General features: G+C 41.3%; 14 protein-coding genes. 4 read left to right on the top strand and 10 right to left on the bottom strand.

The annotated features are described in order from the left end of the window. Window positions 1-34: 34 nt before the first annotated feature. The 4 genes from rlmD to NYE63_RS03260 all read right to left on the bottom strand — a co-directional run bounded on the left by rlmD (window position 35) and on the right by NYE63_RS03260 (window position 3,597). A complete protein-coding gene (rlmD, locus tag NYE63_RS03275; protein ID WP_342604061.1) occupies window positions 35-1,420 on the bottom strand; it encodes a 23S rRNA (uracil(1939)-C(5))-methyltransferase RlmD in 1,386 nt (461 codons plus the stop codon). After that, window positions 1,417-2,301, bottom strand: a complete 885-nt coding sequence (locus tag NYE63_RS03270) for a DNA-3-methyladenine glycosylase (RefSeq protein ID WP_342604060.1) — start codon at window positions 2,299-2,301, stop codon at window positions 1,417-1,419. The genes rlmD and NYE63_RS03270 overlap by 4 nt, the downstream gene beginning before the upstream one ends. A 122-nt stretch (window positions 2,302-2,423) precedes the next feature. After that, window positions 2,424-3,209, bottom strand: coding sequence for a delta-lactam-biosynthetic de-N-acetylase (pdaA, locus tag NYE63_RS03265; RefSeq protein ID WP_342604059.1), 786 nt, complete (start codon window positions 3,207-3,209; stop codon window positions 2,424-2,426). 202 nt (window positions 3,210-3,411) lie between these two features. Then, window positions 3,412-3,597: a hypothetical protein gene (locus tag NYE63_RS03260; protein WP_342604058.1), complete on the bottom strand. Its 186-nt coding sequence runs from the start codon at window positions 3,595-3,597 to the stop codon at window positions 3,412-3,414. A 111-nt stretch (window positions 3,598-3,708) separates the two neighbouring features. On the opposite strand from NYE63_RS03260, the gene NYE63_RS03255 reads away from it, so the two are divergent. Continuing rightward, entirely contained in the window at window positions 3,709-3,846 is a 138-nt protein-coding gene (locus NYE63_RS03255; protein ID WP_342604057.1) for a hypothetical protein, read from the top strand. Window positions 3,847-3,893: 47 nt separating this feature from the next. Here NYE63_RS03255 and NYE63_RS03250 read toward each other — a convergent pair whose 3' ends face one another. Continuing rightward, on the bottom strand, window positions 3,894-5,462 hold the full coding sequence (locus NYE63_RS03250; protein ID WP_342604056.1) for a fumarate hydratase: 1,569 nt from the start codon (window positions 5,460-5,462) through the stop codon (window positions 3,894-3,896). A 307-nt stretch (window positions 5,463-5,769) separates the two neighbouring features. Further along, the gene (locus NYE63_RS03245) at window positions 5,770-5,955 is read right to left on the bottom strand and encodes an SE1561 family protein (protein WP_034305661.1); all 186 of its coding nucleotides are present in this window, start codon (window positions 5,953-5,955) and stop codon (window positions 5,770-5,772) included. A 150-nt stretch (window positions 5,956-6,105) separates the two neighbouring features. Here NYE63_RS03245 and yfkAB point away from each other — a divergent pair, with 150 nt between their 5' ends. Then, window positions 6,106-7,233: a radical SAM/CxCxxxxC motif protein YfkAB gene (gene yfkAB / locus NYE63_RS03240; protein ID WP_342604055.1), complete on the top strand. Its 1,128-nt coding sequence runs from the start codon at window positions 6,106-6,108 to the stop codon at window positions 7,231-7,233. Between the two features lie 33 nt (window positions 7,234-7,266). Here yfkAB and NYE63_RS03235 read toward each other — a convergent pair whose 3' ends face one another. Continuing rightward, window positions 7,267-8,079, bottom strand: coding sequence for a YfkD family protein (locus NYE63_RS03235; RefSeq protein ID WP_342604054.1), 813 nt, complete (start codon window positions 8,077-8,079; stop codon window positions 7,267-7,269). A 469-nt stretch (window positions 8,080-8,548) separates the two neighbouring features. Continuing rightward, a complete protein-coding gene (gene cax, locus NYE63_RS03230) occupies window positions 8,549-9,607 on the bottom strand; it encodes a calcium/proton exchanger (protein WP_342605669.1) in 1,059 nt (352 codons plus the stop codon). A 190-nt stretch (window positions 9,608-9,797) separates the two neighbouring features. Here cax and NYE63_RS03225 point away from each other — a divergent pair, with 190 nt between their 5' ends. Further along, a complete protein-coding gene (locus NYE63_RS03225; protein WP_342604053.1) occupies window positions 9,798-10,964 on the top strand; it encodes an MFS transporter in 1,167 nt (388 codons plus the stop codon). Between the two features lie 330 nt (window positions 10,965-11,294). Then, entirely contained in the window at window positions 11,295-13,214 is a 1,920-nt protein-coding gene (locus tag NYE63_RS03220) for a heavy metal translocating P-type ATPase (RefSeq protein ID WP_342604052.1), read from the top strand. A gap of 231 nt (window positions 13,215-13,445) precedes the next feature. Here NYE63_RS03220 and NYE63_RS03215 read toward each other — a convergent pair whose 3' ends face one another. Together NYE63_RS03215 and NYE63_RS03210 are read right to left on the bottom strand one after the other, a co-directional pair. Continuing rightward, window positions 13,446-14,285: a YihY/virulence factor BrkB family protein gene (locus NYE63_RS03215; protein WP_342604051.1), complete on the bottom strand. Its 840-nt coding sequence runs from the start codon at window positions 14,283-14,285 to the stop codon at window positions 13,446-13,448. A 16-nt stretch (window positions 14,286-14,301) separates the two neighbouring features. Continuing rightward, the gene (locus tag NYE63_RS03210; RefSeq protein WP_342604050.1) at window positions 14,302-14,694 is read right to left on the bottom strand and encodes a YtxH domain-containing protein; all 393 of its coding nucleotides are present in this window, start codon (window positions 14,692-14,694) and stop codon (window positions 14,302-14,304) included. Window positions 14,695-14,715: the final 21 nt, after the last annotated feature.

Genomic DNA, 14,715 nt, shown 5'->3' with positions numbered 1-14,715 from the left:
CGAGAACCTTTTACAGATTCCCGGATCACTCTGCTTATTCTTTAATCAACTTCAACGAGGTAACTACTTCAACATGGCTCGTTTGCGGGAACATGTCCACCGGCTGCATGGCCTCCACACGATAAGAAGAGCCCAGTTCTTGTAAGTCCTTCGCCAATGTGGACGGGTTACATGATACGTACACTATGGTTTTCGGTTTAACTTTCAAGATTGTCTGCAGTAAAGATTGATCACAGCCGGATCTTGGCGGATCGACGACCAGTACGTCCGGTTTCCAGCCTTCCTTGGTCCAGCGTGGAAGGATATTCTCGGCTTTGCCTGTTTCATAGTATACATTGTTGCGTTTATGTTTTTCGGCATTTTTCTTGGCGTCCTCAATGGATTCTTTAATGACGTCCATTCCTCTGACTTCCTTGGCATTTTCAGACAGCCATAGCCCAATGGTTCCAACACCGCAATAAGCATCCACCACTTTTTCCGTGCCCGTTAAGGCTGCTGCTTTTTTCACTTCATCATATAAGCGAACAGTTTGGACCGGGTTAAGCTGGAAGAATGTACGGGCTGATAGTTCGTATGATAAGTCACCCAATGTTTCGTTGATGACTTTTTCGCCTGCCAGGTGAATCGTTTTTTCGCCAAAGATAAGTGATGTGTTCTGGTTGTTGATGTTTTGAACGACCGATTTCACTTCTGGCAGTTGGTCCCTAATTTGTTTAAGCAACTGATCTTTTTGTGGAATTTCCTCTGCCCCTGTAACGAGGACAACCTGCACTTCACCTGTTTCAAAGCCTACCCGTGTAATGACTGTACGGATAACACCTTTCCTTTTTCTTTCGTTATAAATCGAGATGTTCAGGTTCTTTAGTATCTTTTTCACTGTACGTGTTACTTTATTTGTTGCCTTATGCTGTACAAGGCAATTCGGGATATCGATCAATGTATGGGAATTCAAGCCGTAAAGACCAGCAATCAATTTGCCATCTTTTTGGCCAACTTGGTACTGACTTTTATTGCGGTAATTCCAAGGATCTTCCATGCCGATCGTTTCTTTTACATTTAATGAAGAAACTGGGAATTCCGAATGACGTTCCATCGCTTGAATGACGATATCACGTTTTTCAATAAGCTGCTGGGTATAGCTTAAATGCTGTAACTGACATCCGCCGCATTCAGCGTAAACCGGACATGGCGCTGCAATGCGATGCGGTGATTCTTTACGGATGGTTTTTATTTTCGCCTCGGTGAAGTTTGGCTGAACCTTTGTGACCAAAGCTACAATTTCTTCACCAGGCAATGCTCCTGGGACGAAGACGACTTTCTTTTTGAAATAACCGACTCCCTCCCCGTTAATGCCAAGCCGTTTAATCGTAAGGGGAAGGGTTTGATTCACTTCTAGTTTTGTATCTTGAATGTTTGTCATTTCTTTTCACTCCGTTTTTCAATGCTTCTCCACAAATAGAGGGAAGCGTAGCTTAGATATGGAGCCCATTTCACACTATAGGACTCCATTTCTTCTTGGGTTGGCTTTTGCGGTAAGCCATATAATATTTTCAAGGCATTTTGAATGCCAATATCGGCTTTAGGAAATAGGTTCGGCCGACCAAGCCCAAAAAGCAGGAAGTTTTCAGCCGTCCATCTACCGATACCGCGTATTTTTATTAGTGTATCCATAACCTCTTGATCGGATAGCTTTTCCATTATATCAAGGTTGAGATGGCCCTGAATGATCTGCTCGGAAAGTCCGATGACGTATTCCGCTTTCCGGCCACTGAATTGAATGGCTCTTAATTGCTCGATTTGAAGTTGGGCGGTTGTTTCCGGTGTAGGATAAAACCAGGCACCTTCCATCTGGTAGCCGAAGGTTTTAACGAATCGTTCCGTGAGCGTATGGGCAAAGGATAAGTTCAATTGCTGATGTATGATGCATTTGATGAGGCAACTGTAGTAATCGAAGTCCAAGACTATGGCAGTACCGCGGTGCTCTTCGAAGATTTCCCGCAAATCGGATTCCCGGAAATGCCGGGAAACGCCTTCTAATGGCTGATGCCAATGAAAAACCTTTTTTAACCGTTCGATTGCTTTTGACTTGTACACCTCTGAATGACCTTTGATGATAAAAGATGGTTCATCGATATTTCCTATTGCCTGAACCTGCAAAACGATTGGTTCTTTTTCTATATATAGCGGAACTTTTACCGTCCTGTTAGTAAAATCAACTACCTGAAGTGGGTCTAACGATAATCGTTCGAGAACTAGATCGAAATTATAAGGTCCTTGAACCTGTAATTTTTCTGTCCACACAAGCGATCCATCCTTTAGCAGTTTTCCACGTATTATAGCATGTTTCCTGAAATATTACTTGAAATTGAGGAGAATGGATAAAAGCGGGACCTGAATTATCACTACAGGACCCGCTTCTCATTTTAATAAAGCATTCGGTTAGGCAACTGTTTCTCAATCATTAAATCATCAAGGCCACTGAATGTGTACCCCTGTTTTTCAAGATCCGTCAGAATTGAGTCCAACGCTTCCGCATTATCCTTCGACACTGTATGCAGTAATAAAATCGCGCCGGGATGAATCTGCTTCAGCACTTCATCGTGTGCGAACGCGGCACCCTTTTGCTGATCAACAATCCAGTCTTTATATGCCAGTGACCAGAAGATGTGGTAATACCCTTCTTTTTTTGCGATGCTCATTGTTCTCTCATTAAATACTCCACGAGGCGGCCTTAAGTAATTCATTCCCTTTTGCCCCGTTAATTTTTCCGTTTCTCTTTTTACCCGCTCAAGCTCCGTGCGAATCACATCGTCCGTCACACTGGTCATATCCGGATGGTTCCATGAATGGTTTCCTACGATATGCCCCTCATTAGCCATACGGACAACAAGCTCAGGTGCCGTTTTTAAATAATGTCCCGTGACAAAAAAAGCTCCAGGAGCACCATGTTTTTTTAGAACATCCAAAATCTGGGCCGTATAGCCATTTTCATAACCGTTATCAAACGTTAAATAAACGACTTTTTTCTTTGTATCCCCTTTATAAATCGCTTCATATTCAGGCAGCATTTCATTGAATTTTTTACCGGCATCGGCAGGTGTCCCATTTTTTCCTTTATTGAAACCCCAGTTATAGGATTCTGCAAAAGCTGGGCTAGCCATAGTGCATATCAAGCATATAAAAGCGGATAAAATCACCATTTTTTTCATTGGAATATCCCCCATGTTCTTTTTTCTTATTGTTTGGAACATGGAGATTTATATGCATGATATTGTGAAGGTCGAATTTTAGCCCCATGGGGCGAATTACTCTCGCTGTAAGTTGAATTAATTTCACGTCTCTCCCGACAAAACCTTATCAAACGCAAAAAAAGGCCTTTCCTCCGAAAAGGATTGGCCCTCCATGTTTTGTTTATCCTTTAAATAACGCTTGTGCCGCCTTCCAAATAATGGCGATAGCGAAAATGAGAACGATTACAATTCCAACTACGTCTAGGAATGTTTCAAGACCGGAGAAAATAGTGTTTGCCACAGGAAGTTGGATGAAAGCAAAACCAGTTAACATGGCGACAAAGAATAATAAGTAGCTATTCTGCATGAAAATCCCCCCTTTCTCTTCTAATGTATGTGCGACCAATCCAAAAGATTGTACTTTTCGGAGGTAATTTTCGCCTTTTTTTTCATATACATTTAGCAAGGGGGGAATGAAATGCTTGAATGGGTTATCACTTTAGGCTTTGTTGGTTGTCTTGGTTTAGGTGGTGGAGTGTTTGTTCATTTTGTGAAAAGTGGATTGAATTTAGAGGATGCAACAAGGATCGATCCACTGCCGCAAATCGAAGAGTAAGATATGCAAAAGACGCTCAACCGTTTGGTGAGCGTCTTTTTCCATAATTATTTAAATACTGGTTCTTTGAATTGTGCCAATTTTTCCAATGAAGATTGCTGAACGTCTTTATGCAGACTGTTTCCATGTGAATCCATGGTAACTACAGCAGTAAATCCTTCAACATTCAGATGCCACATCGCTTCTGGAATACCAAATTCGGTGAAGTTCACACCTTCGACGGATTTGATGCAGTCTGCATAATATTGAGCAGCCCCGCCGATTGCATTTAGATAAACGCCGCCGTGTTCACTTAGTGCTTCTAGTGTTTTTGGTCCCATTCCGCCTTTACCAATAACTGCACGGATGCCGAATCGTTTCATGATATCGCCTTGGTAAGGTTCTTCACGAATACTTGTTGTTGGTCCGGCAGCCTTCACATGCCATTTGCCTTCTTCGTCCTTCAACATAACTGGTCCACAGTGATAGATGATTTGTCCATCTAGGTCGATTGGTGCAGGATTTTCAGATAAGTGCTTGTGGATGGCATCACGGCCTGTATACATTCTGCCGTTAATATGAACTACGTCACCAACTTTTAATTCACGGATTTGTTCTTCCGTGATTGGTGCTTGCAGGGTGATTTCACGGGAAGCTTCAACGTCCGATTCTGCAGCGGCTGCCACTTCATCCTTCGCTGCTTTTTCTGCTTCTAGAGCAAAGTCGATTTTCTCGCCTTCTTGATATAACCACTCATTGATTTCGCCTGTTTCAGGATTGACTTTCACTCCTAAACGGCGGAACGCCCAGCAGTTGTAAGCAACGGATACGAAAAAGCTTGCCGGAATACGGTGCATAACACCGATTTTACATCCAAGCAGTGTAGTTTCGCCGCCAAAGCCCATCGTGCCGATACCCAATTCATTAGCTGTCTTCATGATGTAATCTTCAAGTTTACGAAGGTCTTCATTCGGATTCACATCTTCATTACTGCGGAAAAGTTGAGCCTTAGCCAGATCATATCCGGATGAACGGTCCCCTCCGATACCAACGCCGATGAAGCCGGCACTGCAGCCTTGTCCTTGTGCTTGGTAGACAGAGTGAAGGACACATTTACGGATTCCGTCCAAATCACGGCCCGCTTTCCCCAATCCTTCAAGCTCCATAGGCAGACTGTATTGGATGTTTTTATTTTCACAGCCGCCCCCTTTTAAAATGAGACGAACATCAATATAGTCTTTTTCCCATTGATCGAATTTAATGACAGGAAGACCTTCCCCAAGGTTATCCCCGCTATTTTCGCCCGATAAAGAGTCGACTGCGTTTGGACGAAGTTTTCCGCCTTTTGTCGCTAAAATGATTGCATTTCGAATTGCTTTTTTTATTTCAAGTTGGTTCACGCCAACTGGAGTTTTTATTTTGAAAGTCGGCAGACCAGTATCCTGACAAATCGGTGATACATTGTCGTCAGCCATTGTAATATTGTTCGTGATGGTGGCCAAGCTCAATGCAGAACGAGTACCCGCATTTTCACGTTGTTTTGCACTTTTGACCGCACGACGAACATCCTTTGGAAGATTCGTTGAAGTTTCAACGATAAGACTGTACATACTTTCTTGGAATTTTTGAATATCCAAATTTCTCTTCCCCCTCTTATTTCCCCTAGATTAGATTTAATCATTTCCCTGCTTCTCTATAAATAGCGAATGATTCAACACCCGTTTTATTATACATCTAACATAATCTTTCGAAAACAAGTAATTATTTTTCTTAATGAACAGCATTTTGGAGAGAAATGATAAAACCCCTTAAATAGCCCATGAGTCAAATTTCATCACCAATTATTTCCAGATGAAGATTTGATATTAAAAAGGGATGACGCAGGTTTCTCGTCATCCCTTCATGAATATTAACTTTGAAAAAATCATACTATCGAAACAGATATTAGTCTTCCCGGGTTTTGAATTGTTCCACTTTGCCTTCCAAATCATCTATCATGCCGATTAAACGGTCTATATCTTCCAACTCCGTATTTTCCGGTTCGATATGATCAAGAACTTCCATGAACATCGTGAGGCGTTCTTTTAAGTATGTTAATTGTTCGTTTTTACCTGTAATGGATTTTCCCATAAGGCACTCTCCTTCCGTTCTTCTTTCATCGTAACGAAATCTGCTTGAAAGTGCAATGCCAAGCTATAAATCCAGCTCTCCGCAATTTGACAATTTTTGTCCCCATTGTTCATAATGGGTTAGTGCATTATTACGTAAGGAGTTTTAAATATGTCAATAATCAAGCAAGATCTTTTAACACCAATTACACCCAAGTATGATCCTTGGGAAGCATATATGGACGTTGAACAATATGGAAAACTCAGCCTCACCAACGTGGAGTTCACCACCACCACTCTTTGCAATATGCGTTGTGAGCATTGTGCCGTCGGTTACACACTTCAGCCCAAGGACCCGGATGCACTGCCGCTGGAATTACTGATTCAGCGCCTTGATGAGATCCCTTTGCTCCGCTCGCTCAGCATCACTGGCGGGGAACCGATGCTTTCAAGAAAACAAGTGAAGAATTATGTTTTGCCTTTATTGAAATATGCCCGTAGCCGCGGGGTCCGAACACAAATCAATTCCAATTTGACCCTTGACTTGGAACGGTATGAGGAAATCATTCCTTATTTGGATGTTCTGCACATTTCCCATAACTGGGGAACGATTGACGAATTCATTGATATCGGCTTTGCCATGATGGACCGAAAACCATCTCGGGAACAGCGAAAGAAATTATTTGATAAAATGATCGAAAATTCCCGTGCCCTGACAAAAGCTGGTGTGCTGGTATCTGCAGAAACGATGCTTAATAAACGGACATTGCCTCATCTTGAGCATATTCACAGACAGATCGTCGATGAAATGGGATGTCAAAGGCATGAAATTCATCCGATGTATCCAAGCGATTTCGCTTCGGCACTTGAAACATTATCATTGGACAATATGCGTGAAGCGATTCATCATTTGCTTGATATCCGTGATGAAAATGTTTGGATGCTTTTCGGTACCCTGCCATTTTATCCTTGCAATAACAGTAAAGAGGATATAAAGCTGCTTCAACGCCTTTATGGTTCACATAAAGTGACTGTTCGAAATGACCCTGATGGACGTTCCCGGTTGAACATCAATATTTTCACCGGGGAAGTGATCGTGACCGATTTCGGGGACGCGCCTACATTAGGGAATATCAAAGACCAGCCCTTGACCGAATCATATGACACATGGATGAATTCGAAACTGGCCAATGAATTGAATTGCCACTGCCCGGCAGTCAAATGTCTAGGCCCGAATGTTCTCGTCAAAAATGCATATTACCCGAAAGAGGACTTCAGGGTCAGGAAGTCAACCATATGAAGAAAAACTCGCCAATCCGGCGAGTTTTTCAATTTACCTGGGTTGCTGAGAAACTGTAAAGCTGAAGGAAACATGGTCCTGAACCGGTATCCATGCACCGATGCCTTGTGAAGTGATATTCTTTATCGTAATGGTTCTTTTATTTCCTTTTAGGTTCAAATACACTTCCCCATATGTGACCTTGCCTTTTTCATTGACGGCAGAAGCATAACTGGATAAGTAACCAATCCTATTTGAAGCAACATTGTATACTTCATCTTTTTTCGTACCAGCTCCGATGATCGTTTCAAAAGCCAATGGCAAATTCGTTTTCTCAGTGGCTTTTAACAGCATCATCTTTTGAACATCCTCTGCCTTCGGGATTTTCGCTGTCAGACCGCCACTCACTGCCTTCTGACTTTCCTGGACATAACGGATCTTGTATGGAACTTCACCGCCGCGATTATCATAGTAATTCGTATTGATCTTTTGGTATTCCCAGTTTGGTGCCGATTCCGAAGACTCATAATTCAATGCCCAATGGCCAAGGTAAATGGTCGCCCTGTAACCAAAAGCAAGCGGAGCTTTTGCAATTGCCGATTCATTCAACATATGGATGAGTTCTGGATTTTCAATCTTGATATCCGACGAATCGATCAATTGTTCGGCAAACTTACTCGGCTGCAGCATCGGAAGATCCTGGGTCGGGTTCGGATACGTATTCTCCTTTGTAATATTCAATACGGAAGGTGGGATATTCACCTTATTCGGACTTGCTTTGTCTCCTGGTATATCAGCTGCAAAACTTACATTCGCCTGTATAAAGGCAATTAGGCCAATCATCGTAATAAGAATAGTTCTTCTCATTCTGTCGCACTCCTTTTGAGGGGTTCAATCATTTTGTTATAGATTTTGTTTTTAGCCAACATTCTATACATTTCAATCCGATTTCGATTTTGTAATAAATTTGTAAAGTTCAGAATATTTACTTTTCTATTCAAATCGGTTATACTTATTTTACATTATAAAAAGGAGGCGAAATCGTTCATACCTATTAAACCTTCAGGAGGTATGCTTATCGAACAATCCATGACACCCTTTTAAAGGATGACAGAAAACGAATTCGCCTATACTTAAATCTGATGTAAAAGGATGGTGTGACACTCTAGAATATTTTCTCAACTTTTACAAAAGCATGATGAAAAATTTTGGAATAACTTATGAATGGTAATTTATTAACATAGAAATGACTCTGCTAAATCTAACCTGAGCAGAGTCATTTCTATTTTTTAATTTTATAAAAAGAAAGACCTCCCACATCGGAAGGCCTGCATTCTTATAATAAGTAAAATCCAATTCCCATAATGAAGTATGCGGCCAATAAGGTAAGACCTTCAAACCAGTTCGTTTCCCCATCATTTGAAATCATGATCATCAGAAAGACTGCTGTAACCATTGATATCAGTTCTGGCATTGTGAAAACAAGCGGCATATGCGTTGGATACATTAACGAAATAAGTACCAGTACAGGAGCTACGAACATCGCTACTTGAAGCGTGGAACCAACGGCAATCTCCACTGCGACATCCATTTTGTTTTTATAGGCCATTATGACGGCGGACGCATGCTCTGCCGCGTTACCTACGATTGCAACGATAATGACACCGATGAATAACTCCGACCATCCGAAGGTTTCCCCTACTTCGCTGAAAGTATGGACAAGTTTTTCAGATACGTACGCAACAGCCAATGTAGCGACAGCAAGTATGATAATTGCCTTTTTCTTGCTCCACTCCGGTACTTCCTCTTCATGTTCCTCGGGTTTCTCCGTATGCTGATATACCCCCCGGTGAGTAACCAATTTAAAGAATAATGCAGCAAGGTATAATAAGATCAAAATAATGGAAATTCCGACACTTAGCGACATCGTGCTTGATTCACTCATATTTTGTGTGAATACTTCCGGTATGACGAAGGCTACAATAACTGCAAAAATCATTAGACCGGCATTATGCCTGGCATCGAATACATTAAATTTCTGCCGTTTGTATTTTGTCCCTCCGACAAAGAATGAAAGTCCTGCCACCAACAATAAGTTTCCTAAAACGGAACCAGTCAAAGACGCCAACACGACACCCACAAGCCCCGCCTTTAATGAAAAGATGGATATGATCAATTCTACTGCATTACCAAATGTTGCATTCAAAAGACCGCCAATCCTTGGTCCCATAACGATCGCTAAGCTTTCAGTGGCCCGGCCCATGAAGCCTGCAAGCGCCACGATTGTTAAGCAATATACTATGAACATGATTACACTCGGCCAATGCAATAATGACCCAATGACAGATAAAGGGACGCCTAACAGGACAAGCCCCAAAAATATTTTATTCACGATACTTCTCCTCACAATCCTATAGTTCTTATTATGTAACAAAAACTATCATACATAATCTTCAGGCGAAGACAAAGGAAAATTTTATCATCACTTCTCACTTGTCAATATTTACCCAAATTTCTATTGATTAATCCTCTTCCTAAGATGTAACATCAAGAAGGTATACATTTCTTAGGAGACATGATTTTATATGAATAATAAATTGCTTTTTAGCGTTTTAATCTTAATTGTCGGCATATCGGGGTTTTCTCAAGGGATGCTTCTGCCGATCATTGCCATCATTTTTGAAAATGACGGAATTAGCTCATCCCTAAACGGGTTTCATGCAGCCTCCCTTTATATTGGAATTCTGTTGATTTCTCCTTTTATGGAAGCACCACTCCGTAAATACGGGTATAAGCCATTGATATTATTTGGCGGGATAACTGTCATTGTATCACTTGCCTTATTTCCTGTTTGGGAATCATTCTGGTTTTGGTTCGTACTGCGTTTCTTCATTGGAATCGGCGATCATACACTTCACTTTGCTACCCAGACATGGATCACTGCCATTTCACCAATAGCAAAGCGTGGAAGGAATCTTGCCATTTATGGACTTTTCTTCAGTCTTGGCTTCATGGTTGGCCCGCTGATGACGAAGCTTCTCGAGATTAATCAGGCTTTGCCTTTCATCATCACATCCATACTTAGCCTTCTAACTTGGTCCACTGTTTTCCTTATTAGAAATGAGCTGCCTGAACAAGATGATTCTGAAAACACATCATTCCTTGGCACACTCAAAAGGTTTACGAAAGTGAGCCGCATAGCTTGGGTCGCTTTTTTACTTCCTTTCACATTTGGTGTGCTTGAAGCATCATTGAATAGCAATTTCCCTGTATTCGCCCTGCGCTCCGGAATCGATTTAACCGCAGTATCCATCATCATTCCGGCATTTTCTGCAGGGACTTTGCTTACACAAATTCCCTTGGGAATGATCAGTGACCGCTTTGGCAGGCGAAAGACCTTGCTGACGATCCTTTTTTCAGGGTTTACCATATTCACACTTGCAGGGATTTACTCCTTTTCAGTGCTTGGCCTTTTCCTCTGCTTTATGTTTGGCGGAATGATGGTTGGTTCGACTTTCTCGATGGGAATCAGTTATATGGCAGATCTTTTGCCTCGAAACCTATTACCTGCTGGAAATTTATTATGCAGTATTTTCTTTAGTCTCGGCAGCATCGGCGGTCCATTCTTTGGCGGCCTGGTTATTGAACATATACAAGGTGGGAATTTTTTCTACATGATCAGTATCATGCTTTTGCTTGTCTTCATTTCATTGGCATTGTTTAAAGAGAAAATGCCTGCTTCAGTTATGTAGTATAGTTTATTATCTGGACTACTTCTTTTATTATTCAATTTGAAAGGTTTTTATCAATAGTGACTATATTGGATAGGCGATACTTTATATTTTTTACTAGATTAGAATCATTCTTCTTTATTTCTGAATAAGATATGTGGTATTATAATAATAACAAAAAGGACATCAAGTTTATAAACCTTTGAAAACATTGCTGTCATCGCAATTACGGTGGCAGCTTTCATATTTTATCCAGAGAAATGACGTTGATTATCTTTCTCAATTAGATATCATACAAATGATAATCTATATCATTTACACAAAATAGAGAAGAATGTGGGAGGGAATCTTATGACTACAGATACTAAACATTTAACCCAACCGGCTACATGCAAAACCTCTTGGTTGGAAAAAGCCAAACCTCATCTAGAACTTATTGCTGCATTATTCAGCGGATTATTAATAGTATTGGGCTGGGCCCTTTCAAAGAACGGAATGGAGTCCACTTCCATTGTCATATACTTAGCTTCTTTCTTGATTGGTGGATATGCCAAGGCAAAAGAAGGCATAGAAGATACGATTGCCGACCGGGAATTGAATGTTGAGATGCTGATGATTTTCGCGGCCATCGGTTCTGCGGTCATCGGATACTGGACGGAAGGTGCCATATTGATTTTCATCTTCGCTTTAAGCGGTGCCCTTGAGACATACACGATGAATAAAAGCCATAAAGAAATCTCGGCACTTATGGACTTACAGCCTGAGGAAGCACTGCTCATCACAAACGGATATGAAGAAACTGTATCCGTTTCACAGCTGCATGTCGGGGATCTGATTTTAGTGAAACCCGGTGAGAGAGTTCCTTCAGATGGGAAAATCACAGACGGTCGTACCAATATCGATGAAGCCGCCATCACTGGCGAATCCATACCAGTAAGTAAATCATTGGACGATGAAGTTTTTGCCGGAACGGTTAATCTCCGTGGTACGATTACCGTGGAAATCACCAAACCAGCAAGTGAAACATTATTTCAAAAAATCATCACCCTCGTTCAATCCGCTCAAAGTGAAAAGTCCCCTTCCCAGCTGTTCATTGAACGGTTTGAAGGGACTTATGTAAAAGTGGTTTTGACGGTTGTCGGCTTAATGATGTTCGTCCCCCATTTCATTTTGGGTTGGAGCTGGACCGAAACATTCTACAGAGCGATGATCCTGCTCGTTGTCGCTTCTCCTTGTGCCCTTGTGGCCTCTATTATGCCGGCTACACTTTCTGCCATTTCAAATGGTGCTCGTCATGGCATTTTATTTAAAGGTGGCATCCACCTTGAGAATCTAGGTAACCTGCAGGCAATTGCTTTAGATAAAACCGGTACATTGACAAAAGGAAAACCGGAAGTAACGGATGTCATTATCCGCGAAGATTTAAACGAAGAAGATTTCTTATTTCATATTGCATCTGTTGAAAATTATTCGAATCACCCTTTGGCAACATCGATCGTACGTTATGCCAAAACGAAATTGCAAAAAGACCTCTTTAAACCGGATAACATGGAAGATATCTCAGGTAATGGGGTTCAAGCATATATCAATGGCGTGCTTTGGCAAGTCGGAAAAGCTGATTTCGTCGGTCGCAGTGAAGCAGAACGATTCCAAAATGGCATTGCACTGACATTGGCTGAACAAGGTAAGACAATCGTTTATGCAAAAGATGATCAAGGGATTGCCGGTATACTCACTTTGAAAGATGTCGTGCGTGAAGAAACCGTTACTGCCATCGAAGCTTTGAGAAATGAGGGCATCCATACTGTCATGCTGACAGGCGATGGTGAAAAAACGGCTAAAGCGATTGCGTCGGAAAGCCATATTGATGCATATATTGCCGAATGCCTACCAGAAACTAAAGTGACGGAAGTGAAAAGGCTGAAAGAACATTTCGGCACTGTAGCAATGGTTGGGGATGGCATCAATGATGCACCTGCATTAGCAACAGCATCTGTCGGAATTGCAATGGGCGAAGGCACCGATGTTGCCTTGGAGACAGCAGATGTTGTTCTGATGAAAAATGACCTGCCGCGCATTGCGGAAGCAGTCAAATTATCCAAGAAGATGAATCGAATCATTAAACAAAACGTCATCTTTTCCATTTCGGTCATCATGATCCTGATAGCATCCAATTTCCTTCAATTCCTAGACCTCCCATATGGTGTCATCGGCCATGAAGGAAGTACAATTCTCGTTATACTGAACAGCTTAAGACTTTTGAGAAACTAAACATGAAAAAGGAGCCTTCCAAGGCTCCCTTTTTTTATGATATTTTCATTTAGTGATATCCGTTTTTACCGTTTGCAGAACCTGATGTTTTATGGTTCGAACCTTTTTTCCCTTTTTGCTTTGTGCTGCCATCCTTTTTACTCATGAAAGAACTCCTCCTCTTCAAAAGTTGTTATTTCTTGAATAGTATCCGCAGCATGTTTGCTTGCTATTACGGGAACTCCAGGAAGCTCATACACATTCTGGTTTTTCCTTTTCACTTATGAGCGCATTTATTTCCCCGCCCAGTATGATAATGAGTCCTGATAAATAAAACCAGACCATTAATACGATTATCCCTCCAAGACTTCCATATGTTGCGGAATAATTTGCGTAGTTCTCCACATAAAAAGAAAACAAAAAGGAAGCAAGACTCCATCCTGCCGTTGCAAATATAGCACCAGGCATTACGGTTATGCATTTCAGCTTTATGTTGGGCGCAATCCAATAAAGGATGGTGAACACAATTAAAAATACAAGCGTACTGATCACCCAGCGAAGTTGGTTCCAAATCGTAAGAAACTCATCGGATTGTCCAATTTCAGCAAATAGGAATATTCCGATCTGTTTTCCGAATACCGGCAGCAATAAAACGACAATAAAAACAAAAATCATCGCTAAAGTAAGAAGAATCGACATTCCCCGGGAAATAAAGAAAGTTCGACTTTCTTTTACACCATATGCATGGTTAAATGCTTTAATGATTGCATTCATTCCATTCGAAGCAGACCATATCGTTCCAATGACACCAAACGACAATAATGTCCCGTTCGCTTCCATCACTTCAGTTAGGTTAGACTCAATGATTTTCATCGAATCGTCAGGCGCATATGTACGGACGGTGTTTAAAATATCTTCTTGGGAAAATGGCAGATAGGCCAATAAAGTGAATAAAAAAATAAGTAACGGAAACAGGGAGAGTAAGAAGAAATAAGACAGCTGTGCGGCAAGCCCTGACACATCATCCACCTGTAACCGTTTTATGAATGTCTTGAAGAATGAGCCTTTCAGCCATTCTTTTTTATTGGCCATACCTCCACCCCATTTTCTAATTTAAGGAAATCGGTTCCTGTTGACTTGAAGACGACTCTTCTTCCTCTGCAGCAAAAACTTCCTTCGTCTCCATCACCACTTGGGCAACTTGTGATGGAATGTCTTTCATTTCCTCCACCTTTTGGGAAATGAAGGATACATCATCAGAAATTTTTTCAACAGTGGAACGGACCTTAGATGATGTTTCACTTACTTGTTTAAGCACCCCATTGGGATTCTTCACGAATTCTTTCATATTACTCATGCAGCTTTTGCTTTTTTCCAATACAGAATAACGCGTATCCTTATCAAAAAGGCTTATCGCAGCCCCAGCTAACGCCCCAATAAAGACCGCTTGCATAAATTTACTTTTCTTAGCACACTTATATTCTTCTCGAATGTTGCTCATATATTCTCCCCCTCGTCATAT

This window comes from Peribacillus sp. FSL E2-0159, from assembly GCF_038643155.1.
Lineage (GTDB): Bacteria > Bacillota > Bacilli > Bacillales > DSM-1321 > Peribacillus > Peribacillus simplex.
The sequence above is the reverse complement of the archived record's forward strand: the minus strand, read 5'-3'. Positions and strand labels throughout refer to the sequence as shown.